18 protein-coding genes and 1 pseudogene are annotated in these 23,101 nt (G+C 72.0%); 8 read left to right on the top strand and 11 right to left on the bottom strand.

From position 1 onward, the window contains the following. Nucleotides 1-74: 74 nt before the first annotated feature. Nucleotides 75-1,529, top strand: a complete 1,455-nt coding sequence (locus ACVW2K_RS11950; RefSeq protein ID WP_457202656.1) for a lysyl oxidase family protein — start codon at nucleotides 75-77, stop codon at nucleotides 1,527-1,529. On the opposite strand, the gene ACVW2K_RS11945 is transcribed toward ACVW2K_RS11950, so the two are convergent. From ACVW2K_RS11945 to ACVW2K_RS11930, 4 genes and pseudogenes are all read right to left on the bottom strand, one after another. After that, the gene (locus ACVW2K_RS11945; protein WP_457202655.1) at nucleotides 1,495-2,730 is read right to left on the bottom strand and encodes a chloride channel protein; all 1,236 of its coding nucleotides are present in this window, start codon (nucleotides 2,728-2,730) and stop codon (nucleotides 1,495-1,497) included. The two genes, ACVW2K_RS11950 and ACVW2K_RS11945, sit on opposite strands and share 35 nt — an antisense overlap. A gap of 19 nt (nucleotides 2,731-2,749) precedes the next feature. Beyond that, a complete protein-coding gene (gene ligD / locus ACVW2K_RS11940; RefSeq protein WP_457204062.1) occupies nucleotides 2,750-3,601 on the bottom strand; it encodes a non-homologous end-joining DNA ligase in 852 nt (283 codons plus the stop codon). A 29-nt stretch (nucleotides 3,602-3,630) separates the two neighbouring features. Beyond that, nucleotides 3,631-3,966, bottom strand: a complete 336-nt coding sequence (locus ACVW2K_RS11935) for an ATP dependent DNA ligase (RefSeq protein ID WP_457204061.1) — start codon at nucleotides 3,964-3,966, stop codon at nucleotides 3,631-3,633. Between the two features lie 40 nt (nucleotides 3,967-4,006). Beyond that, nucleotides 4,007-4,558: pseudogene (locus ACVW2K_RS11930) on the bottom strand (ATP-dependent DNA ligase); the annotation flags it as partial. A 76-nt stretch (nucleotides 4,559-4,634) separates the two neighbouring features. Here ACVW2K_RS11930 and ACVW2K_RS11925 point away from each other — a divergent pair. Next, a complete protein-coding gene (locus ACVW2K_RS11925) occupies nucleotides 4,635-5,012 on the top strand; it encodes a DNA polymerase ligase N-terminal domain-containing protein (protein WP_457202654.1) in 378 nt (125 codons plus the stop codon). Between the two features lie 63 nt (nucleotides 5,013-5,075). Next, nucleotides 5,076-6,074, top strand: coding sequence for a hypothetical protein (locus ACVW2K_RS11920; RefSeq protein ID WP_457202653.1), 999 nt, complete (start codon nucleotides 5,076-5,078; stop codon nucleotides 6,072-6,074). Between the two features lies 1 nt (nucleotide 6,075). Here ACVW2K_RS11920 and ACVW2K_RS11915 read toward each other — a convergent pair whose 3' ends face one another. From ACVW2K_RS11915 to ACVW2K_RS11900, 4 genes are all read right to left on the bottom strand, one after another. Further along, a complete protein-coding gene (locus ACVW2K_RS11915) occupies nucleotides 6,076-7,053 on the bottom strand; it encodes an electron transfer flavoprotein subunit alpha/FixB family protein (protein WP_457202652.1) in 978 nt (325 codons plus the stop codon). Nucleotides 7,054-7,066: 13 nt separating this feature from the next. Next, nucleotides 7,067-7,846: an electron transfer flavoprotein subunit beta/FixA family protein gene (locus ACVW2K_RS11910; RefSeq protein WP_231496208.1), complete on the bottom strand. Its 780-nt coding sequence runs from the start codon at nucleotides 7,844-7,846 to the stop codon at nucleotides 7,067-7,069. 146 nt (nucleotides 7,847-7,992) lie between these two features. Beyond that, nucleotides 7,993-8,301: a hypothetical protein gene (locus ACVW2K_RS11905; RefSeq protein WP_457202651.1), complete on the bottom strand. Its 309-nt coding sequence runs from the start codon at nucleotides 8,299-8,301 to the stop codon at nucleotides 7,993-7,995. Next, nucleotides 8,298-9,077 carry an enoyl-CoA hydratase/isomerase family protein gene (locus ACVW2K_RS11900; RefSeq protein WP_457202650.1) on the bottom strand — a complete coding sequence of 260 codons (780 nt, stop codon included), beginning with the start codon at nucleotides 9,075-9,077 and terminating at the stop codon, nucleotides 8,298-8,300. Before ACVW2K_RS11900 ends, ACVW2K_RS11905 begins: the two co-directional genes overlap by 4 nt. Before the next feature lie 78 nt (nucleotides 9,078-9,155). Here ACVW2K_RS11900 and glgX point away from each other — a divergent pair, with 78 nt between their 5' ends. Next, nucleotides 9,156-11,309, top strand: coding sequence for a glycogen debranching protein GlgX (gene glgX / locus ACVW2K_RS11895; RefSeq protein ID WP_457202649.1), 2,154 nt, complete (start codon nucleotides 9,156-9,158; stop codon nucleotides 11,307-11,309). On the opposite strand, the gene ACVW2K_RS11890 is transcribed toward glgX, so the two are convergent. Both ACVW2K_RS11890 and ACVW2K_RS11885 read right to left on the bottom strand, forming a co-directional pair. Next, a complete protein-coding gene (locus tag ACVW2K_RS11890) occupies nucleotides 11,310-11,960 on the bottom strand; it encodes a response regulator (protein ID WP_457202648.1) in 651 nt (216 codons plus the stop codon). A 14-nt stretch (nucleotides 11,961-11,974) separates the two neighbouring features. Then, on the bottom strand, nucleotides 11,975-13,609 hold the full coding sequence (locus ACVW2K_RS11885; protein ID WP_457202647.1) for an ATP-binding protein: 1,635 nt from the start codon (nucleotides 13,607-13,609) through the stop codon (nucleotides 11,975-11,977). 132 nt (nucleotides 13,610-13,741) lie between these two features. Here ACVW2K_RS11885 and ACVW2K_RS11880 point away from each other — a divergent pair, with 132 nt between their 5' ends. Genes ACVW2K_RS11880 through ACVW2K_RS11870 form a run of 3 tightly spaced genes read left to right on the top strand, consistent with a single transcriptional unit; the run spans nucleotide 13,742 to nucleotide 16,546 of the window. Continuing rightward, nucleotides 13,742-14,593, top strand: coding sequence for an ABC transporter ATP-binding protein (locus ACVW2K_RS11880; protein WP_051549241.1), 852 nt, complete (start codon nucleotides 13,742-13,744; stop codon nucleotides 14,591-14,593). Beyond that, a complete protein-coding gene (locus ACVW2K_RS11875) occupies nucleotides 14,583-15,467 on the top strand; it encodes an ABC transporter permease (protein WP_028637606.1) in 885 nt (294 codons plus the stop codon). Before ACVW2K_RS11880 ends, ACVW2K_RS11875 begins: the two co-directional genes overlap by 11 nt. A gap of 38 nt (nucleotides 15,468-15,505) precedes the next feature. After that, nucleotides 15,506-16,546, top strand: coding sequence for an ABC transporter substrate-binding protein (locus ACVW2K_RS11870; RefSeq protein ID WP_457202646.1), 1,041 nt, complete (start codon nucleotides 15,506-15,508; stop codon nucleotides 16,544-16,546). Between the two features lie 55 nt (nucleotides 16,547-16,601). On the opposite strand, the gene glgP is transcribed toward ACVW2K_RS11870, so the two are convergent. Continuing rightward, nucleotides 16,602-19,187, bottom strand: coding sequence for an alpha-glucan family phosphorylase (gene glgP / locus ACVW2K_RS11865; RefSeq protein ID WP_457202645.1), 2,586 nt, complete (start codon nucleotides 19,185-19,187; stop codon nucleotides 16,602-16,604). Nucleotides 19,188-19,282: 95 nt separating this feature from the next. Here glgP and ACVW2K_RS11860 point away from each other — a divergent pair, with 95 nt between their 5' ends. Continuing rightward, nucleotides 19,283-22,714 (top strand): M36 family metallopeptidase, encoded by a 3,432-nt coding sequence (locus ACVW2K_RS11860; protein WP_457202644.1) that lies wholly within the window; start codon nucleotides 19,283-19,285, stop codon nucleotides 22,712-22,714. Nucleotides 22,715-23,101 lie beyond the last annotated feature (387 nt).

Below are 23,101 nucleotides of genomic sequence, written 5' to 3'. Positions count from 1 at the left end.
GTAGGGCGTGGCAACCGATGGGCCCGCCGCCGCGTCCTACCGTGGTCAGGCCCACCTCCGGAAAGGTTCCTCCGTTGCGCCGATCCCTGCTCGCCGCCGCCAGCCTCGCGCTGGCCGCCCCCCTGCTCGCCTCCGTCGGACCGGCCGCCACCGCGGAGTCCCCGAAGGCCGCCGAGGTCGCCCCGATCACCCTCTGGGCGCCCTCGCACGTCACCGCATACGCGTACCGCAAGCGCACCTGGACCGACCTGGGGCTGCGGCTGATCGCGAACGGCGCACCCTTCGAGCTCTGGTCCGACCGGCCGTCGTACGACGACCCGATCCAGACCGTGTGGCGCACCTCCGGCGGTGACGTGCCGCTGCCCGCCGGCTCGATGAGCGACTTCTCCGGCCTGGACCGGTTCATGTCGATCACGGTCGACCCGAAGAAGCGCGGCGAGGACACCCTCAGGATGACGAAGAAGGGCTGCCTCAACGGCTACTCCGAGCGCGTCCGCGTGGACGCGCCGGCGCGCTCGCCGTACCCGGTCGGCTGCTGGTACAACGCCTACAGCCTCGGCTCGGTGCAGGGCATCCAGACCGGCTGGGCGACACCCGTGCTCAACCAGTCCCGGCCGCTGCGGATCGGCCCGGGCGAGTACAGCGTCACCGCGACCATCAAGCGCGCGTACGCCACGGTCTTCGGGCTCACGGCCGAGCAGGCGACGCGGACCTTCGACCTCACCGTCACCGACGAGAGCGGGATCGACCGCGCTGGTGCGGCCGGTCGCCCCTCGAAGCCGGTGGCCCCCGCGGCGCACCGCCCGACCGGTCCGACCGGTCGTGCCGACGAGGGCGGGCCGGAGCCCGACCTCCAGGCCCTGCCCGCGTGGGGCATCTCGCTGAACCGCAAGGGCACCTACCTGCGGTTCTCCGCCACCGTGTGGAACGCCGGTGACAGCCCGCTCGTGGTCGACGGCTTCCGCCGCGACGGCGAGGACGAGATGGACGCGTACCAGTACTTCTTCGACGCCGACGGCAACCAGACCGGCTACCAGCCGGTGGGCGCGATGGAGTGGGACCCGCGGCCCTCGCACTCGCACTGGCACTTCGAGGACTTCGCGCGCTACTCGCTCCTCGACGCCGGCAGGACGGAGGTCTCGCGCTCGAAGAAGGAGGCGTTCTGCCTCGCCAACACCGACTCGGTGGACCTCACCGTCCCCGCGGCCGACTGGCGTCCGGAGAACACCGACCTGTCCACGTCGTGCGGCGACTACTCGTCGCTGTCGATCCGCGAGGTGCTGGTCTCGGGCTGGGGCGACACCTACACGCAGTACCGCGCCGGCCAGTCCTTCCCCATCAAGGACCTGCCCAACGGCACGTACTACGTCGCGGTCAACGCCAACCCGGAGCACAACCTGGTGGAGTCCTCGACGGACAACAACATGTCGCTGCGCCGGATCAAGCTCAGCGGACCCCCGGCGCACCGCAAGGTGACCGTCCCGCAGGTCGGCATCATCGCCGAGGAGGGGTACGGCGGTCAGGGCTGAGCCCGGACACCAGCGCACCCACCCCCGCCCCGACGGCCAGCGGCAGCACCGCACCGAACGGGAAGAAGAACAGCAGGATCAGCACCGTCGCCAGCGGGCGCCGGAGGACGGCCGTCGCGGCCGCCCCGGCGCCCGCTGCCACGACCGCCCCGACCGGCGCGGAGTCCCACACCGCGGTGACGGCGAGCGCGGTCGCCATGCCGATGAACACCGACGGGAAGATCTGGCCGCCGAACCAGCCGGTGCCGAGGCAGGCCAGGGTCGCCACCACCTTCAGCAGGGCGATGAGAAGGAACGCCGTCGCGGCCTTCTCCCCCGCCGAGTCGATCAGCTCCTGGCCCTCGTGCTCGCCCGAGAACAGGCTGAGCCCCTCGACCGCTCCGCACACGCCGAGCATCAGGCCGCCCGCTGCTGCCCGCAGCACGGTCGAGGGCACGAGCCGCTCGGCGGTCCGGCGGACCGGCTCGGTGCCCAGCAACAGCAGCAGCCCGGCGCAGGCGGCTGGTACGGCGCCGGCGGCCGCCCACCCGATCGACTCGACCAGGTCGCGACCCGACCCGGGGTCGGCGTACGGCAGCACGTAGCGGCCGCCGGCCCGCTCGGGCAGCACCAGCAGCATCGTCACGAGTCCCGCGAGGCCAGCAACCAGGCCCGCACCGATCAGCCGGGTGGAGGTGGCCGCCGCGCGGCCGCGCTCCAACGGCAGCGCCACCGCCGCGAGCGGTCCGCCGAACAGCCCCGAGATCGCGCCGGAGGAGGTGATCAGCGCCGCCTCGGCGCGGCTGACCCGCAGGATCCGCGCGATCCGGTCGCCGAAGCCGGTCGCGATCGCGATCAGCGGCGCCTCCGGCCCGAGCGACGCACCGAACGCCAGCGACACCACGCCCAGGACCGTCGCCCGGATCAGCCAGGACGCCTTGGGCGGCGGCTTCCGGTCCTCGCCCAGCGCGTCGTCGAGCTCGAGCAGGGCGTCCTCGAGGTCGTTCGGGGTGTCCCGGTCGTGGCGCAGCCGCAGGACGCCGACCAGCAGTCCACCCGCCGCGCACACCAGGACGACCTGCCACGCGCCGTCGCCGGGGAGCCGCGGATCGGTGCCGTCCCAGATCAGCTGCTCGGTGAGGTGCACCGCCTCCAGGTAGACGCCCGCGAGGACGCCGACGGCGCCCCCGAGCAGCAGTGCGAGCCACAGTGTGCGGGCCACGCTCGACAGCGTAGGGGGGTCAGAGCCGCCGGCGCGCCCTTCCGAGGCCGCTCGCGTGCCGGCGCATCCCCGCCCAGGGGTCGTCCTTCGCCAGCCGCCTGGCCAGGTTCGCGATCGTGACGTCGCCCGGCGCGACCCGGGAGAGCTCGTCCCACGCGAGCGGCGCGGACACGGGGGCGCCCGGCCGCGCGCGGACGGCGTACGGCGGCACCGCTGTCTGTCCGTAGCCGTTGCGCATGATGTCGACGAGCACCCGGTCGCCGCGGCCGGCCTTGCGGGCCTCGAGCGTGAGGAGGTCGGGCTCGCGTTCGACCAGGCGCTCCGCCACCGCACGCGCGAACGCGCGGACCTCGTCGAACCCCGCCTCGGGCCGCAACGGCACGACGACGTGGTAGCCGCGGGAGCCGGTGGTCTTGAGGTACGTCGTCAGCCCCAGGTCCTCGAGCGCGTCGCCGGCGAGCCGGGTCGCCCGGCGTACCTTCGCGAGGTCGTCGTCGGACGGGTCGAGGTCCAGGACCAGCTCGTCCGGGCGGTCGAGGTCCGCAGCCCGGCTCAGCCAGGTGTGCGGGGTGATGCAGGCCTGCTGGGCGAGGTAGACCAGCGAGCGCCGGTCGTCCACCACGACCTGGCGCTGGGCGCCGTCGGCGGTCTGCACCTCGACCGTGCGCACCCAGTCCGGGAAGTGGGCCGGCACCTTCTTCTCGTAGAAGGAGAAGCTGCCGATCCCGTCGGGGAACCGCTGCATGTTGATCGGCCGGTCCTTCAGGAACGGCAGCATCCGGTCGGCGACGCCGGCGTAGTACTCCGCGACGTCGGCCTTGGTGATCCCGTCGTCGGGGAACAGCACCTTGTCCGGCTTGGTGATCTCCACGCCGGCAACCGTCCTGGGCTCCGGGGTGGTCATTCGCGCACCACGTCCTTCGCGGACTTGTCGGTGCGCAGGCCGAGGTACCGCGGGTGGCGCAGCTGGCCGGCCGTCGTCCATTCGGTGAACGCGACCTCGGCCACCAGCTCGGGCTCGGCCCAGTGCACGGCCGTGCGCGGCAGCGCGCCCTTCGTGCAGGGCGAGGTGTCGCGCTCGATCGCGGTCAGTCGCGCGTGCAGGTCGCGCAGCACCTGCTGGCTGAAGCCGGTGCCGACCTTGCCGGCGTACACGAGGTCGTCGCCGCGGTGGTAGCCCAGCAGCAGCGCGCCGAGCGCGACCCGCGAACCCTCCGGATCGGTCCAGCCGACCACCACCAGCTCCTGCCCGGCCTCGCACTGTGAACTTCAGCCAGTCCTTGGTCCGCCCGGTGGAGTACGCCGAGTCCACGCGCTTGACGATCAGGCCCTCCCAGCCCTTCGCGCAGACCTCGCCGAACCAGTCCTCGTCACCGCTGACCCGGTGCGGCGTGGAGCGCACCGGGTCCCCCCAGGTCAGCAGCTTGCGCAGCCGGCGCTTGCGGTCGAGCAGCGGCTCGCGGCGCACGTCCTCGCCGTCCACGCGCAGCACGTCGAACACGTAGAAGTACACCGCCACCCCGCTGCGGCGCGCCTTCGCGGCGCTGCTCAGGTGGATCCGGGGCTGCAGCCGCGCGAAGCTCGTGCGCGCGCCCTCGAACGCGACCACCTCGCCGTCCACGACGAAGTCCGACGACGCCTGCAGCTCGAGCGCCTCGGCGATCTCCGGGAACGCCACCGTCACGTCGCGCCCGCTGCGCGAGTACAGCCGGGCGCCGGACGAGGTCCGGACCGCCAGGCACCGCTGCCCGTCCAGCTTGCGCTCGTAGATCCAGCCGTCCGTCCAGAACCGCTCGTGGCTCAGCGTCGCCAGGGCCGGCTCGGGCACATCGGTCACGCTCCCCCGTTACCCGCTCGCGCTGCCGATCATCCGCACCACGGGACCGGGCGACCTAGGGTGGAGCGTGGCCGCGCCGATCTTCGTCGTCCAGCTCCACCGGGCGAGCACGCTCCACTACGACCTGCGGCTCGAGGTCGACGGGGTGCTGGCCTCGTGGGCGGTCCCGAAGGGGCCGTCGACCGACCCGGCCGACAAGCGGCTCGCCGTCCAGGTGGGCGACCACGCGATGGCACACGCGGCGTACGAGAGCGCGAACGTCCGGATCTGGGACTCCGGCTGGTACGAGCCGGTCACCCCCGGTCCGACGGCCGACGCGATCGCCGCGGGGCATCTGCGCTTCGTCCTGCACGGCACCCGCCTCACCGGCGGCTACGCCCTCACCCGCGCGGCGCTGGGTGGCGACGACCGCAACTGGCTGCTGGTGAAGACCGCCGGCGACTGAGGCTCGTCCACAGCCCGCGCCGACCCGGATTCCGCCTCCGCGGACCCGGGCAGGGGTTCGGTCATGGACGAGGACGCGATCCGCCGCCTGCTGCGCGGGCAGGCCGGCGTGCTGTCGAGGGCGCAGGTGCTGGAGTGCGGCGCCACGGACGCCGAGATCGAGGGTCTGCTGCGGCGTCGCGCCTGGACGACCGTGCACCGGGGCGTGTACGTCGACCACAGCGGCCCGCTCACCTGGGACCAGCGGGCCTGGGCGGCGGTGCTCCTGCACGCACCGGCGGTCCTCTCGGGACGCTCCGCGATGCGAGCTCACCGGATGCGGGTGCAGCCCGCCATCGCCTCCGGCCGGGAGCCGATCGAGATCATGGTCGAGGCAGGTCGCAGGGTCGGACCGACGAAGGGCATCAGCATCCGACGAGGCCAGCTCGAGGCCGTCAGCCAGCCGGCCGCGCAACCACCGCGACTCCATCTCGAGGATGCCGTGCTGGTCGCGGCTTCCGAGGAGGAACGCGAAGACGCGGCGGTCGCGGTGCTGGTCGATGCGTGCGCGGAGCGGCGCACGACCGCCACGCGCCTGGCCGCGGCACTCCCCCGGCATCCGCGTCTTGGTCGTCGCCGGTTGCTGGCGAGCGTGCTCGGCGACGCGGGCACCGGCGTCCCGTCCGCGGTCGAACGGCGCTACGTCGCGCAGGTCGAACGCGCGCACGGCCTGCCTCGGGGCATCCGGGAGGACCGTGCCGAGGGGGGAGGACAGCGCGACGTCCGCTACTCGACCGAGCGCGTCGTCGTCGAGCTGGACGGACGACTTGCGCACGGCCGCGCCGAGCAGCACTGGGCGGACCTCGATCGCCAGCCCGCCGTGGGAGCGACCGGCGACGTCACCGTGCGCCTCGCCTGGGGACAGGTCCTCGACCCGTGCCGGGTGGCGGCGGCCGTTGCCCGGTTGCTGGCCAGCCGTGGCTGGGCCGGACGCCCCGTCCCGTGCGGGTCACGCTGCCCGCTGACGAGCAGCGGAGGATCGCCGGCACCGGGTGCCGGCGATCCTCCGCTGTCTCCGCGCTAGGTCAGCCCTTGCGCTTGTTGATCTCCTCGGTGGCGGCCGGGAGGACCGTGTGCAGGTCGCCCACGACACCGAAGTCGACGAGCTCGAAGATCGGGGCCTCCTCGTCCTTGTTCACCGCCACGATGGTCTTCGAGGTCTGCATGCCGGCGCGGTGCTGGATGGCGCCGGAGATGCCCGTGGCGACGTACAGCTGCGGCGACACCGTCTTGCCGGTCTGGCCGATCTGGAAGGTGTGCTGGATCCAGCCGGAGTCGACGGCGGCACGCGACGCGCCCACCGCACCGCCGAGGGCGTCGGCGAGGCCCTCCACGGGCTCGAAGTTGCCGCCGGTGCCACGACCACCGGAGACCACGATCGCGGCCTCGGTGAGCTCGGGGCGGCCGGTCGCCTGCCGCGGCTGCGAGGCCACGATCTGCGCGGTCTTCGCGGCGTCGGAGACGGTCGCCGCGAACTCCTCGACCGTGCCGGCACCCTCGGCCTCCTCCGGGGTGGCGGAGTTCGGCTTGACCGTGATGATCGGCGTGCCCTTGGTGACCTTCGCGGTCACGGTGTAGTTGCCCGCGAACACGCTCTGCGTGGTCACCGGGCCCTTGCTGTCGTCGGCCTGCACGTCGACGGCGTCGGTGATGAGGCCGGACTCGAGCTTGATCGCCAGCCGGCCGGCGACCTCCTTGCCCTCCGCGCTGGAGGGGATCAGGATCGCGGCGAGGCCCCCCTCCGACTGGGCCTTCTCGGCCAGCTGCTGCAGCGCCTCGGCCTTGGGGGCCACCAGATAGCCCTTGATCTGGGCGTCGTCGACGACGTACACCTTCTCGGCGCCGTACTTCTTGACCTTCTCCGCGACCTCGGCGGCCTGGTCGGCCGCGCCGATGAAGACCGCGGACGGCTCGCCGAGCCGCTTCGCGATCGTCAGGAGCTCGTACGTCGGCTTGCGGACGGCACCGTCGACGTGGTCGACGAGAACGAGAACTTCAGACATCGGTGCGTGCTCCTCAGATGAACTTCTTGGAGGCGAGGAAGTCGGCCAGCGCCTTGGCGCCCGAGCCCTCCTCGTCCTTGACGATCTCGCCGGCGGTGCGCGGCGGGCGGGCCGTGGTGTCCTCGACCTCGGTCCACGCCACCGACAGGCCGACCTGATCCGCCCCGACACCCAGGTCGCCGAGCGACCAGGTCTCCAGCGGCTTCTTCTTGGCGGCCATGATGCCCTTGAACGACGGGTAGCGGGCCTCGCCCGACTGGTCGGTGACGGACAGGACCAGCGGCATGGTGGCGCCGATGACCTCGGTCGCGGTGTCACCGTCGCGCTTGACGCGCACCTGGTCGCCCTGGGTCTCGATGACCGAGGCGAGCGTCACCTGCGGCAGGCCGAGGCGCTCGGCGAGCATCGCGGGGACCACACTCATCGCGGCGTCGGTCGAGGACATGCCGCACACCACGAGGTCGACCTTGCGCTCGGCCCCGGCCTTCTCCACTGCCTTGGCCAGCACCAGCGAGGTCGCGACGGCGTCCGAGCCGGCGATCGCGTCGTCGACCACGTGGACACCCTCGTCGGCACCCATCTGGAGCGCCTTGCGCACCGCGTCGACGGCCTTCTCGGGACCGACGCACAGCGCCGTCACCGTAGTGTCGTCGCCGGCCTTCTCCTTCAGCTGCAGGGCCTGCTCCACGGCGTACTCGTCGAGCTCCGACAGGAGCCCGTCGACGCCCACGCGGTCCACGGTGTTGTCCGACTCGAACTGCCGGTCGGCAGTGGCATCGGGGACATACTTCACACAGACGACAATGTTCATGGTGGTGTGGCCGGTTCCGGCCCCTCCTGTGCACTCGGGTGGTCGTCAGGCTACCGTCGCGCCACCGGCCTCGAAACTCGCACCGACGTTGGTTGCGTCACAGCGACACTGTCACGGTCGGAGCCGGCTCACGGGCGGATCACACGCTCCAGCACGCGGCCCACCACGAGGTAGGCGACGGCGGCGAGACCCCAGTTGGCGAGCGCGTTCTTCGTCGCCGCGTCCCCGCCGTTGAACGCGAAGATGCCGTTGCCGCGAGAGAACACCTGGAGGTCGAGGACGTCCGCGACGTCGAGCACGAACTTCACCAGGACGTTGTCCTGGTTGGCGTCCAGCGCGATGAGCAGGGCGCCGACGGCGAGGAACAGGGCGCACACCACGGCGACCAGCCAGACCAGCTGGGCGATCCGCGTCCGGACGTTCGCGGTGCGGCTCATCGGCCCTGGAACTCGGCCTTGCCGGGGCCGTTCTCCACGAAGGACCGCATGCCGGTCGTGCGGTCCTCGGTCGCGAAGAGGGCCGCGAACTGCTGCCGCTCGATCTCGAGACCGGTCTCGAGGTCGACCTCGATGCCCCGGTCGATGCTCTCCTTCGCCGCCCGGACGGCGAACGACGCGGCCCCGGCGAACTGCCGCGCCCAGGCGACCGCCTCGGCGTAGACCTGGTCGGCCGGGAACACGCGGTCCACGAGCCCGATCGCGAGCGCCTCGTCGGCCTTGACGAAGCGGCCGGTGAAGACGAGGTCCTTGGCCTTGCTCGGCCCGACCAGCCTGGTCAGCCGCTGGGTGCCGCCGGCGCCCGGGATGATCCCGAGCAGGATCTCCGGCTGACCGAGGACCGCGTCCTCGGCCGCGAACCGGACGTCGGCGCACAGCGCGAGCTCGCAGCCGCCGCCGAGGGCGTAGCCGGTGACCGCGGCGACGACCGGCTTGGGGATCCGGGCGACGGCGGCGAACGACGACTGGAGTGCCCCGGAGCGCTTCACCATGTCGGTGTAGCCCATGTCGGCCATCTCCTTGATGTCCGCACCGGCGGCGAAGACCCGCTCGCCGCCGTACAGGACGACGGCCCTGACGTCGTCGCGCCCGGTGGCCTCGGTGGCAGCGGCCCGGATCTCCTCCTGGACCTGCACGTTGAGCGCGTTCATCTTCGGCCGGTCCAGCCGGATCGTGCCGACGCCGTCGGCCACCTCCAGTCGTACGAACTCGCCCATGTTCCCTGCCTCCCGATGATGGTCTGGTCGCTGCACCCGTCCCGGGCATTGTGCCGGTGATCGTGAACAATGGGGCGGGTGACCCCCGGACTCTGGCGTACCCGCGGCGAGCGGGCCCCGGTGTGGCCCGGGCAGAACTGGCCGCTCGGCGCGACCTGGTCCGCCGAGGCGACGAACTTCGCGGTGCACGCGCCGCGCGCGACCGCGGCCTGGGTGTGCCTCTTCGACGACGACGGCGTCGAGGAGCGGCACCGGCTGACCGAGCAGACGCTGGGCATCTGGCACGGCGCGATCCCCGGCGTACGGCCCGGCACGGCGTACGGCTTCCGCGCGGCGGGGCCGTGGGACCCCGAGCAGGGCCTCCGGTTCAACATGAACAAGCTGCTGCTGGACCCGTTCGCCAAGGCGGTCTCCGGCGGCCTCACGGTCGATCCCGCGATCTTCGGGTACGTCACGGGCGAGCCGGAGCGGATGAGCAGGGCGGACTCCGCGCCGTACGTCCCGCGCAGCATCGTCGTGGACGACCAGTTCGACTGGGGCGAGGACCAGCCGCTGCGGTATCGCTGGCGCGACAGCGTCATCTACGAGCTGCACGTCAAGGGCATGACCGCGCTGCACGACCGGGTGCCCGAGGAGCTGCGGGGGACGTACGCCGGGCTCGCGACCCCGGCCGTGACCGACTACCTGCGCGACCTCGGGATCACGGCCGTCGAGCTGTTGCCCGTGCACCAGTTCGTGTCCGAGCCGGCGCTGGTCGAGCTCGGGCTGACCAACTACTGGGGCTACAACTCGATCGGCTACTTCGCCCCGCACAACGCCTACGCGGCCTCCGGCGACCGTGGCGAGCAGGTCACGGAGTTCAAGCAGATGGTGAAGGCGTTCCACGAGGCCGGGCTCGAGGTGATCCTCGACGTCGTCTACAACCACACCGCCGAGGCGGGCGCCCTCGGCCCGACGCTGTCGTTCCGCGGCCTCGACGACCGCGGCTTCTACTGCCGGGCGGAAGACGCCGGACCCGGGGCGCCGGCGCAGGACACGTACTGGGACGTGACGGGCTGTGGCAACACCGTCGACGCGTCGAACCCCTTCGCGCTGCGGCTGATCCTGGACTCGCTGCGGTACTGGGTGACCGAGATGCACGTCGACGGGTTCCGCTTCGACCTGATGTCGGCGCTGACCCGGGTGCACCACCGCGTCGACATGGACAACCACCTGCTGATGGGGATCGGCCAGGACCCGGTGCTGCGACACGTGAAGCTGATCGCGGAGCCGTGGGACGCCTCGATGGACGGCTACCGGGTCGGCGAGTTCCCGCCGCCGTGGGTGGAGTGGAACGACCAGTACCGCGACGAGATCCGGGACTTCTGGCGCAACCACTCCTCGGGCATCCGCACCGTCGCAACCCGGCTGGCGGGCTCCTCCGACCTGTACCTCGACGACGGGCGCTCGCCGTACGCCTCGATCAACTTCGTGACCGCGCACGACGGGTTCACGATGCGCGATCTGGTGTCCTACGAGCAGAAGCGCAACGAGGCGAACGGCGAGGACAACCGCGACGGCACCGACAACAACCGGTCGTGGAACCACGGGGCCGAGGGCGAGGCCGACGACCCCGCGCTCCTCGCCGTACGCCGTCGTCAGGCCGCGAACATGATGGCGACGCTCTGCCTGTCCAACGGCGTGCCGATGATCACCGCCGGCGACGAGCGCGGACGGACCCAGCGCGGCAACAACAACGCCTATGCGCAGGACAACGAGGTGTCCTGGATCGACTGGCGTCCTGACGACGCGTGGCTGGACGTGTACGAGATCACCAAGACCGCGCTCCGGCTGCGGCGCGAGCACCCCGCGCTGCGGCAACGGCACTGGTTCGAGGGGCGGCCGACGATCCGGGGCGGCGCCAAGGACCTCGCCTGGCTGCACCCCTCCGGACGCGAGATGACCGGCGACGACTGGCACGACCCGAACCTGCGCGCGATCGGCATGTTCGTCTCCGGCGACCCGCTGCGCGCTCCCGGACCACGCGGTGAGCAGGAGGTGGACCGGTCGTTCATGCTCTGGTTCAACTCCGACTGGCATCCGCAGAAGATCGCGATGCCCGAGAACGACTGGGTCCAGGCCGGCGAGGTCGTGCTCTCCACCGACGTCGAGCTCCCCGTCGGCACTCACATCAAGGCCGGCGATGGGCTCACCATCGGCCGCCGTACCGTCGTCGTCCTCCGCGAGGCCTGACTAGCGGCTGCCGAGCCACTCGAAGCAGTGCTCCGGGCGGCCGGTCGTGCCGTAGCGCAGGGTCAGCCGGACCCGCCCGTCGCGGGCGAGGTCGGAGAGGTAGCGCTGGGCGGTCGCGCGGGAGACGCCGGTCGCCTCGGCCACGTCGGCGGCCGTGACCGCGTCCGCCGACCGGCGCAGCACGTCGACGATCGCCTCGCCGGTCACCGGCGAGCGTCCCTTGCGGGCCGTCGCCACAGGGGTGTCGGCGGTGCGGAGTGCCTGGAGGGCCCGGTCGATGCCCGCCTGGTCGAGGTGGACGTCGGCCTGCAGGGACCGCCAGAACCGCTCGAACGCCTGCAGCCGCTCGACGAGGACCGCCGGCGCGAACGGCTTGAGCACGTAGTTCACCGCTCCCCTGGCGATGGCCGCCCGGACCGTGGCGGCGTCCTCGGCGGCGCTCACCACGATGACGGCGGCGTCGATCCGCCACAGCACGCTGGTCCCGAGCGCGTCGGGAAGGTACTCGTCGAGCAGGACGAGGTCGGGGGCGACCTCGCCGGCCAGCCGCACCGCGTCAGCAGCGTCGTGGGCGATCCCCACGACCTCGAAGCCCGGGACCGAGGCGACGTACGCCGCATGCAGCTGCGCCACCCGGAAGTCGTCGTCCACCACGAGCACCCTGATCACCGGCTACCTCCGGGTTCGTCGGCCGTGCCCACCCCGAGGCGGGCGACCAGCGCGCGCGCGATCCGGGCCTCGAACACGGCGCCGTGGTCGGCGCCGCCGGGGTCGGCGAGCCGGACGTCGCCACCGGTCCCACGGGCGACGTGGCGGGCGAGCGCCAGGCCGAGGCCGTGGCCGGCCGCGTCGTCCTTGGTCGTGAAGCCGTGGGCGAAGACCCGGTCCCCTGCCTCGGCGGGCACGCCGGCTCCGCTGTCGGCGACCTGCACCACCAGGTCGTCCCCGTCGCTCACCAGCGTCACCTCGACCAGCGCCGGCCGCCGGGCGCCGTCCGCGGCGGCGCGCACCGCGTTGTCGAGCAGGTTGGCGAGGACCGTCACGGTGTCCAGGGGCTGGGTGAGCCGCCCCTCGACCCAGGACGTGTCCGTGACCTCGAGCCGCACCCCGGCCTCCGTCGCCGCCGCCGACTTCGCGGCCAGGAGCCCGGCCAGGTAGGGATCGTCCACGCCCGTGACCCAGGTCTGGCTCTCGCTGAGCGAGGCCAGGTAGCGCCCGGCCTCCTCGACGTCACCGTGGTGCAGCATCCCGGTCAGGACGTGCAGCCGGTTGCTGTGCTCATGGGCCTGGGCGCGCAGCGCGTCGGTGAGGGCGCGCGTCGACTCCAGCTCGCGCGCCAGCTGGTCGAGGTCGGAGCGGTCGCGGAGGATCAGCACGGTCCCGAGGTCGCGCTGGTCCCGTTGGACCGGCACCCGGGTGACCAGCACGGCGCGCCCGCCGACGAGCCGGAGCGCACCGGCCGGCGCGGGCTCCTCGATCAGGAGCATGCGCACGTCGTCCCCCACCCCGGTCTCCGCGAGCGGGACCCCGCGCGGCAGGGGACAGCCGACGAGCCGGGCGGCCTCGGCGTTGCTGACGCTCACGCGCCCGCGCGGGTCGACCGCGAGCACGCCGTCGCGCACGCCTCCGAGGACGGCGGCGTGCTCGCGCACCAGGTCGGCCATCTCCTCCGGCTCCAGGCCCAGCGTGCTGCGCCGCAGCCGGCGCGACAGCAGTACGGCCCCGACCAGGCCGAGGGCCAGCGGGGCCAGGGCGACGAAGGCCAGCAGGGTCGCCAGCCTGTGGGACGCCGCGTCGATCTCGGCGATGTCGATGCCGACGCTGACCTCACCGACGACGTCGCCGGTGTCGTCGCGCAGCGGCACCTTGCCCCGTGCCGAGCGTCCGAGCGTGCCCTGCTCCACGGTGACCACTTCACGACCGGACAGCGCGGCATCGGGGCTGGTGCTGACCCGCTGGCCGATCTCACCGGGCGTCGGGTGGCTGTAGCGGATGCCGCGGTCGTCGGTCACCACGACGTACAGCGCCCCGGTGGCGCGACGTACCCGTTCGGCGTCCCGCTGGACGGGCCCTGAGGCGCGGGGCTGCGACCGGGCGACCTGCTGGGCCAGGCCCGGCTCGGCGGCCACGCTCCGCGCGATCGCGAGCGCGCGCTGCTCGTACTCGGACTCGAGGTCCCGCCGGAGCACCGCGGCGGTCGCCGCCCAGGCGGCGACGAGGACCAGCACCAGCAGCACCCCGAACGCCACCAGCGCCTGGGTGCTCAGCGCCAGGCGACGTCCCGGCAACGGCGTTCGCACCCGGAGAGAGTACGGCGCGGTGGCTTCCGGAGCGCCGTGAGAAGAATGCGCAGAACGTTGTTTGTGTCGGGTTCGACGACAACGATCGCAAGGCTGGTGACGGCCGTCACGCGACGCCTACGGTCCCCGGCCATGACCGACATCACATCTCGCCGCGATCCCCACGCCCCCGGCGTCCCGGGCGTCCCGGCGATCTCATTGCGCGGGGCGACCAAGCGCTTCGCCACCAAGGACGGCAGCGCGTTCACCGCCATCCGGGACGTGACACTCGACGTGGCCCCGGGCGAGTTCGTCGCCGTCGTCGGGCCCACCGGGTGCGGCAAGTCCACGACCCTGTCCCTCGTCTCCGGCCTCGAGCCGGCCTCGGTCGGCACCGTCGAGGTCGCGGGGCAGCCGGTCGAGGGGATCCCGGACGGCGTGGGCTACATGTTCCAGGCAGACGCGGTGCTGCCGTGGAAGAACGTGCTCGACAACGTCGCGCTCGGCCTGCGGTACCGCGGCCTGCGACGTGCCGACGCCGAGGCCCGCGCCCGTGACTGGATCAACCGCGTCGGGCTCGGCGGCTTCGAGGACCGCTACCCGCACCAGCTCTCCGGCGGGATGCGGAAGCGGGTCGCGATGGCGCAGACCCTCATCACGGAGCCGACCGTGCTGCTGCTCGACGAGCCGTTCGGGGCGCTCGACGTCCAGACCCGCGAGCTCATGCAGGACGAGCTCCTCACCCTCTGGTCGGGGTCCGGCGCCGCGTGCGTGTTCGTGACCCACGACCTGACCGAGGCCATCAGCCTCGCGGACCGCGTGGTCGTGATGACCGCCGGGCCGGCGACCGTCAAGGACGTCGTGACCGTCGACCTCCCCCGTCCGCGCCGGGTCGAGGAGATCCGGCTCACCCCCGAGTTCATCCAGCTCTACAAGCGCATCTGGGACAGCTTGCGCGAGGAAGTGGAGATCACCCGTGCGAGAGGAGCCTCCCGTGTCGCTTGACACCCAGACCCGACCAACAGCCGAGCCCCAGCAGGTGCCGGCGCCGAGCCCGACCTTCCGACTCTTCCGCAGCCGCGCGTCGCGGCGCCGGTCGACGGTGGCGCTCGTGCGGGTGCTGCTCATCGTCGTGTGGCTCGCCTCGTGGGAGCTCGCGGCTCGCACGGTGATCGACCCGTTCTACTACTCGATGCCGAGCCAGATCTGGGACCGCCTGGTCGACTGGTTCACCGAGGGCACCTCGATGGGCTCGATCTGGTCGAACATGGCGGTCACCCTCGAGGAGGCGGTGCTCGGCTTCGTGATCGGCACGTTCGCCGGCGTCGTCCTGGGCATCGTCCTCGGCCGGGCGCGCTTCCTCTCCGACGTGCTCGCGCCGTTCATCAAGGGTGCCAACGCCATCCCACGCATCGTGCTGGCGTCGCTGTTCGTCATCTGGTTCGGCCTCGGCATGAGCTCGAAGGTCGCGACGGCGTTCGTGCTGGTCTTCTTCGCGGTGTTCTTCAACTCGTTCCAGGGAGCGCGCGAGGTCGACAAGGTGCTCGTCGACAACGCCCGGATCCTGGGCGCGAGCCGCTGGGCGATGATGCGCACCGTCATCCTGCCGAGCGCGACCTCCTGGATCCTCGCCAGCATGCACGTCGCCTTCGGCTTCGCGCTGATCGGCGCGATCGTCGGCGAGTTCACCGGGGCCGACCAGGGCCTCGGCCTCCTCATCAACCACGCGCAGGGCAACTTCGACGCCGCAGGCATCTACGCCGGCATGTTGATCGTCACCGTCCTCGCCCTCGGCGCCGAGTGGCTCATCACCCGCCTCGAGCAGCGCCTCACCTCGTGGCGCCCGCCGTCCGGCTCCGAGCTCGCCCGCGACCTCTGACCTCACCCCATTTCCGTCCCACCCCAAGGAGTACTCCCATGCCCACCACCCCTCGCCGCGTCCTCGCCGCCTCGATCGCCACCGCCTCGGTCGCGGCCGCCCTGACGGGCTGTCGCGGCGCCGCGGCCGACGACGACGCGGCGGCCACCCCGAACGTCTCGATCATGGTCGGCGGCATCGACAAGGTGATCTACCTGCCGGCCATGCTCACCGAGCGGCTCGGCTACTTCGACGACGCCGGCGTCGACGTCGACCTCAAGACCGAGCCCTCGGGCGCGAGCGCCGAGAACGTCATGCTCGCCGGCAAGGTGGACGGCGTCGTCGGCTTCTACGACCACACGATCGCCCTCCAGGCGCAGGACAAGTGCGTGGAGAGCGTGGTCCAGCTGGCCAAGGTGCCCGGCGAGGCGGAGGTGGTCGCCACCTCGTCCGACAGCGTCGGGAGCGCCGCCGACTTCGGAGGCAAGAAGCTCGGCGTGACGTCCCCGGGCTCGTCCACCGACTACCTGACGCAGTACCTCGCCACGAAGAACGGCGTGGACACGTCGGACTACTCGACCGTCACCGCCGGCGCCGGCTCGACGTTCATCGCCGCACTCCAGAACGGCGGGATCGACGCGGGCATGACCACGGACCCGACCATCGCGACCGCGGTCGACAAGGGCCTCGGCAAGGTCCTCATCGACATGCGCACGGAGGAGGGCACCAAGGCCGCGCTCGGCGGGCTCTATCCCGCGGCGTCGCTCTACATGACCTGCGACTACGTCGAGCAGAACCCGAAGACCGTGCAGAAGCTGGCCGACGCGTTCGTGCGGACCATGCAGTGGATCAGCACCCACGACGCCGCCGAGATCGCCGCCGAGATGCCGGCGGACTACGCCGGCGGCGACCCGGAGCTCTACGTGCAGTCGATCAAGGACTCCTCGCCGATGTTCACGACCGACGGCCGGATGCCCGAGGGCGGACCGGAGACCGTCCTCGACGTCCTCGGCACGTTCTCCGACACGGTGAAGGCCAAGAAGGACGACATCGACCTGTCGAAGACCTACACCACGGAGTTCGTCGACAACGCCGGCTGACCCGGAACGCGGCCGAGTCGGCGCAGTCTCAGCTGAGACTGCGCCGACTCGGCGTTCACGGCAGGGCGACCACGCCGAGCTCGGCGGGCGAGGCCAGGAGATCGTTGCGCGGGATGACGCGGACCGTGTAGCCGAACGAGCCGGAGTGGTCGAGGACGTGCTCGCCGTCGAACCGGTGCCGCCCGCCCTCGTAGGACTCGGCGACGTGGAGCGACTCGATCGCGGCGTCGAGCAGGTCGTCATCGCCGTTGCTGCGGCCGTGGACGAGCTGCACCTCCACGTCGTCGGGCGACAGGGAGCCGAGCGCGACGAACGCGCGGACGCTCATGATGTCGCCGACCTCGGGGGCGTCGCCGACGCCGCTGCTCTCGACGTGCTCGACGCGGACACCCGGCCAGCCCGAGCGCACCTTCTTCTTCCAGGCCGCGAGCTCGGTGGCGCCGGCGTAGTCGGAGTTGAGGCGGTGCGCGGTGGTCGCAGCCGGGGCGTAGAGCTTCCGCACGTAGTCGCGGACCATGCGGGTCGCGAGCACCTTCGGGCCGAGCGACTTCAGCGTGTGCCGGGTCATCTCCAGCCAGCGGGTAGGTACGCCGTCGGCGTCGAGGTCGTAGAAGCGCGGGGCGACGTCGTTCTCGATCAGGTCGTAGAGCGCGTGCGCCTCGAGGTCGTCACGGTGGTCGGCGTCCTCGACGCCGTCGGCGGTGGGGATCGCCCAGCCGTTGTCCCCGTCGTACCACTCGTCCCACCAGCCGTCGAGCACCGACAGGTTCAGGCCGCCGTTCAGCGCGGCCTTCATGCCCGACGTGCCGCAGGCCTCGTACGGCCGCAGCGGGTTGTTGAGCCACACGTCGCAGCCGGGGTAGAGCGGCTGCGCCATCGCGATGTCGTAGTTGGGCAGGAAGACGATGCGGTGCCGGATCTCGGGGTCGTCGGAGAGCCGCACGATGTCCTGGATCAGCTTCTTGCCGCCGTCGTCGGCCGGGTGCGCCTTGCCGGCGATCACCAGCTGGATCGGGCGCTCGGGGTGCAGCAGCAGGCTCTTGAGCCGCGCCGGGTCGCGCATCATCAGCGTCAGTCGCTTGTACGACGCGGCCCGTCGCGCGAAGCCGATCGTGAGCACGTCGGGGTCGAGCGCGTTGTCGGTCCACGCGAGCTCGGCCGTGGCCGCGCCGCGCTCCTCCCACGAGCGGCGCAGCCGCTTCCGCGCGTCGGCGACGAGGCGCCCGCGCAGCACCCGCTTGGTCGCCCACACCTGGTCGCCCGGGACCTTGTCCACGGCCGCCCAGAACGCGTCGACGTCGTCGGAGTCGCGCTCGGCACCCTGGCCGGCCGCGAGGTCGAACATCTCGCGTGCCACCCAGGTCGGGGCGTGCACGCCGTTCGTGATCGACCCGATCGGCACCTCGGCCTCGTCGAAGGCCGGCCACAGGCCGCTGAACATGCCGCGGCTGACGTGGCCGTGCAGCCGGGAGACGCCGTTCGCACGCTGGGCGAGCCGGAAGCCCATCACCGCCATGTTGAAGACCGAGGTGTCACCGCCCTCGTAGTCCTCGGCGCCGAGGGCGAGGATCCGCTCCACGGGTACGCCGGGCACCGGTCCCGCGTCGCTGAAGTACTGCTCGACCAGGGTCCGCGGGAACCGGTCGATGCCGGCCGGCACCGGGGTGTGCGTGGTGAAGACGGTCGACGCGCGGCCGACCTCGAGCGCGGTGTCGAGGTCGAGCTTCGGGCCGCCCTCGGCGACCGTCAGCTCGCGGATCCGCTCCAGCCCGAGGAAGCCGGCGTGGCCCTCGTTGGTGTGGAACACCTCCGGCGCAGGGTGGCCGGTGATCCGGCAGTACGCGCGGATCGCCCGCACCCCGCCGATGCCGAGCAGCAGCTCCTGGCGCAGCCGGTGCTCGCTGGTGCCGCCGTAGAGCCGGTCGGTCACCTCGCGGTAGTGGTCGGGGTTGGCCTCGACGTCGGTGTCGAGCATCAGCAGCGGGACCCGCCCGACGCTGGCGACCCAGATCCGCGCCTGCAGGTCGGGGCCGCCCGGGAGCGCCAGCGAGATCATCGCCCGCTCGCCGTTCTCCTCGCGGAGCAGCGAGATCGGCAGCCCGTCGGGGTCCAGGACCGGATAGGTCTCCTGCTGCCAGCCCTCGCGGGAGAGCGCCTGCTTGAAGTAGCCGTGCCGGTAGAGCAGACCGACGCCGAGGATCGGTACGCCGAGGTCGCTGGCCGCCTTCAGATGGTCACCGGCCAGGATGCCGAGGCCGCCGGAGTACTGCGGCAGCACCGCGGTGATGCCGAATTCCGGCGAGAAGTAGGCGATCGCGCGCGGCACGTCCTCGCCGGCCGCCTGGCGGCGCTGGTACCAGCGCTCGCCGGTCAGGTAGCGGCTCAGGCTGTCGCGCGCGGCAGCGAGCATCGACAGGAACTCCTCGGACCGGGCCAGGTCGTTGAGCCGCTGGGGGCCGACCGCGCCGAGGAGCCGCACCGGGTCACGCCCGGTGGACTCCCACAGGTCGGGGTCGACGTACTCGAACACGTCCTGCGACTCGGGGTGCCACGACCAGCGCAGGTTGCCGGCGAGATCGCCCAGCGCGGCGAGCGCCGGGGGCAGGACGGGACGGACGGTGAATCGACGAATGGCACGCACGGAGCGGACGCTACCCCGCTTGCCTTGGAACGATCAAAGTGTGGGCCGCGGAGCGGTTCACATAACGAACCCCCCTGTCCGGCGTTGCCCCGGGCATGACCCGCTACCGCGTCGCCGCGCTGGGCCTCCTGACCGTCACCCTGGTCCCGGGCCTCGCGCAGCTCCCCGCCGCCCTCGCCACGAGCGCCACCGCCGCCACCGCCGCCACCGCCACCCAACAGACCCACGCGACCCCCCGGCCACTGGGGAGCCTCGCCGACCCGGTCGCCGGCCTCACCGACCTCGACGCGCGCGGCACCGTCCTTCCGACGGCGACCCAGCGCTCCGCCGCCGCGGCGCTCGGCGCCGTTGACCTGCGGTGGAACCAGTTCGGCACGCCGGCCTCGATCCTCCCTGCCGACGGCGTGCTCGCCCGCGCGACGTCCGCCGACCCGGTCGCCGCGGCGCGCGCCTGGCTGCACGACAACGCGGCCGTGTTCGGCCTCACCGCCGCGCAGGCGGACGGGCTCGAGCTCGTCAACAGCCAGCAGCTCGCGCAGAGCCCCGCCCGCGCGGTGCTGTTCCGCCAGCGGTTCGGCGATCTGACGCCCGCCCTCGACAGCATGGTCAACGTCGGCGTCGCGCACGGGGAGATCGCCTATGCCTCCTCGTCGATCGCCAAGGCGGACGGCGCTCCCCCGGCGGCCACGCTGACCCCGGTGCAGGCCTTCGTGAAGGCAGCCGCGAACGTCGGCCGCGACCTCGACGCCGGCACCATCGCCGACATCACCAGCAAGGTCACCGGGGGCTGGACCCGGCTGACCGTCCCGGGCTTCGCCCAGCAGCAGCTGGTCCGTGAGCGCGCGCTCGCGATGGCGGACGGCACCGTGCGCCCGGTGTTCGAGACCGACGTGCTGGACGTCGCCAGGGGCTCCGCCTTCGCCTACACCCTGATGGTCGACGGCGTCACCGGCGCGATCCTGCACCGGCAGAACCAGGCCGAGAGCAACAACGACGTCTACCCGTTCCAGGGCGAGGTGACCGCGACCGAGTGCGGACCCAAGCACGAGTTCGAGCTCACCGACGACAACACCAGGCAGATCGTCGCGGTCGCGGCGATGGCGAACACTGCCGACGACATCGAGGTCAAGATCTTCTCCCCCGGCGGCGACCTGCTCGTCTCCGGCGACCTGGGCACCAGCCCCGAGACCGCGACGTACGCCGCGGACTCGATCCCGAAGGGCATCTACACGATGCAGGTGTGCCCCTTCGCCGACCCGACGGTGCCCTTCCTGCCGCCGGGCAACTACGTCGCGAGCGTCACCTCGAGCGACACGGCGGGCCCGTCGACCGGCGACACCGGGTTCGACCCGAAGTGGCGCTACTTCACCGCCAACCCGACCCTCGACTACTCCCCCGACACCACGCCGAAGAACACCGTCATCGGCTGCTGGGTCCCCGGTGGCGGCTGCACCACGCCCACCGGCCCGTTCCGCAACGTCGCCGCGCCCGGGCCGTGGGACACCCTCGCCGGCAGCGGGATCGGCACCATGACCACGGTCGGCAACAACGCCGACACCCACGAGGCCTGGGCGAATCCCCTCGCCCCGGGCGGGACCGCGCAGGCGCCGGTCTCTCCGACCCGTGAGTACACGACCGAGTTCACGGACGCCTGGAACAACTCCCGGTGCGACCCCACCCAGCTGCACCCCGGCGGCAACGACATCGACGCCACCGTGACGAACCTGTTCGTCGCGCACAACCGGATGCACGACTTCTCGTACTACCTCGGCTTCACGGAGGCGAACTACAACCTCCAGGCCAGCAACCTCGGCCGGGGTGGCGTCGAGGGCGACCAGGAGACCGGCAACGCCCAGGCCGGCGCGCTCACCGGCGGCACCCCGTCGTACCTCGGCCGGGACAACGCGAACCAGATCACGCTGCAGGACGGCGTGCCCGGCATCACGAACCAGTACCTCTTCCAGCCGATCGCCGGCGCGTTCTACGCCCCCTGCGTCGACGGCGCCCTCGACATGGGCATCGTCGGCCACGAGTACACCCATGCGATCAGCAACCGGATGATCGGCGGCCCCGACGAGAGCATCACGTCCGCCCAGGGCGGCGCGATGGGCGAGTCGTGGGGCGACCTGACCGCCGGCGAGTACATGTTCAGCCACGGCTACCGCAACGGCGGCAACCCCTGGGCCGTCGGCGTCTACGCCACCGGCAACAAGTCGGTCGCCATCCGCGACTACGCCATCAATCACAACCCGCTGAACTACTCCGACGTCGGCTACGACGTCACGGGCGACGAGGTGCACGCGGACGGCGAGATCTGGAACGGCACCAACTGGACCGTCCGCCAGGCCCTGGTCAAGAAGTACGACGCGAGGTTCCCGTACGACGACCGGGCGCTCCAGCTCCGCTGCGCCCAGGCCAAGGCGGACCAGACGCCGCTGCCCGCCAACCAGTGCCCGGGCAACCGCCGCTGGATCCAGCTGGTCTTCGATGCGTTCCTGCTCCAGCAGGGCGCGACCTCGATGCTGGACGCCCGTGACGCCATGATCGCGGCCGACCAGATGCGCTTCGGCGGCAAGGACAAGAAGGTCCTCTGGGATGCATTCGCCCGGCGCGGCATGGGCAAGGGCGCCTCGACGCCGACCGCCGACTCGGGCAACACGAACCCGAGCTTCAGGTCGCCGACGTCGACGAACGCCGTCGTGAGGTTCGCCGGCAACCGGGCCGGGAAGATCTACGTCGGCCACTTCGAGGCCCGCGCGACGCCGGTCGCCGACACCTCGGCGAAGACCAGGAAGCTGGGCAACACGCTGACCCTCGCTCCGGGCCGCTACGAGATGCTCGCCGTCTCGAAGTCGCGGGGCTTCAAGCGGTTCCACCTCACGGTGAGGGCCGGCCAGCACAGGACCATCCACCTGAGGACGCCGAGGAACCTGGCCTCGCAGAAGAACGGAGCCGAGGTCCTCGGCACCACCGACGGCTCGCTCAACGCCGGGTCGCTCATCGACGGCACCGAGCGCACCGCCTGGGGCGGCGTCACCGCCGACAACGTGGACGCGACGCACCCGTACGTCGCGGTCGACCTGGCCGGCGGTGTCCACACGGTCCGCCGGGTGCAGGTCAGCGCGATGCTCACCCCGGCCCCGGCAGACGGCACGGAGGTGCCGCTCGCGAAGGACCCCGACCCCGACTCGGGCTCACGGTTCACGGCGCTGCGGAAGTTCGCGCTCGAGGCCTGCGTCAAGAGCTGCGGTGGCGCGCACGCGACGTGGAAGCGGTTCTACGTCTCCCCCGGCAACGCGTTCCCTGCGGTCCGGCCGCGGCCGGTCGCCCCGAACCTGACCCTCCGCTCGTTCGCCGTCCCGGCGACGAGGGCGGCCGCGATCCGGTTCGTGGTGCTCGAGAACCAGTGCACGGGGTTCGCCGGGTACGCCGGTGAACAGGACAACGACCCGACCGCCCCGACCGACTGCAAGGCCGGGTCGGACCGCGGCACGATCGTGCACGCAGCCGAGCTGCAGGTGTTCTGAGCTGCCTTCGTCGCCCGAGCGTGCTCGGGCGACGAAGTGCCAGCAGCAGGTCGAGTAGCCGCGCGACCGACGAAGGAGGTCGCGACCGGCGTATCGAGACCGCGACAGGTGACGGGGGTCGAGTAGCCGCGCGACCGACGAAGGAGGTCGCGACCGGCGTATCGAGACCGCGACAGGTGACGGGGGTCGAGTAGCCGCGCGACCGACGAAGGAGGTCGCGACCGGCGTATCGAGACCGCGACAGGTGACGGGGGTCTCGATACGCCGCCTCGTCCCTCGGCGGCTACTCGACCACCGACCGTGCCGCCGCGCGACCGACGAAGGAGGTCGCGACCGGCGTATCGAGACCGCGACAGGTGACGGGGGCCTCGATACGCCGCCTCGTCC

The sequence above is a fragment of the Nocardioides sp. HB32 genome (assembly GCF_054058995.1).
Note: the sequence above shows the minus strand (reverse complement) of the source record. Positions and strands in the feature narration are given on the sequence as shown.

Coding starts and splice junctions, on each gene's coding strand:
- ACVW2K_RS11920 (WP_457202653.1), top strand. CDS start 5,076: ATGGACGAGGACGCGATCCGCCGCCTGCTGCGCGGGCAGGCCGGCGTG.
- ACVW2K_RS11915 (WP_457202652.1), bottom strand. CDS start 7,053: ATGTCTGAAGTTCTCGTTCTCGTCGACCACGTCGACGGTGCCGTCCGC.
- ACVW2K_RS11905 (WP_457202651.1), bottom strand. CDS start 8,301: ATGAGCCGCACCGCGAACGTCCGGACGCGGATCGCCCAGCTGGTCTGG.
- ACVW2K_RS11900 (WP_457202650.1), bottom strand. CDS start 9,077: ATGGGCGAGTTCGTACGACTGGAGGTGGCCGACGGCGTCGGCACGATC.
- ACVW2K_RS11880 (WP_051549241.1), top strand. CDS start 13,742: ATGACCGACATCACATCTCGCCGCGATCCCCACGCCCCCGGCGTCCCG.
- ACVW2K_RS11870 (WP_457202646.1), top strand. CDS start 15,506: ATGCCCACCACCCCTCGCCGCGTCCTCGCCGCCTCGATCGCCACCGCC.
- ACVW2K_RS11860 (WP_457202644.1), top strand. CDS start 19,283: ATGACCCGCTACCGCGTCGCCGCGCTGGGCCTCCTGACCGTCACCCTG.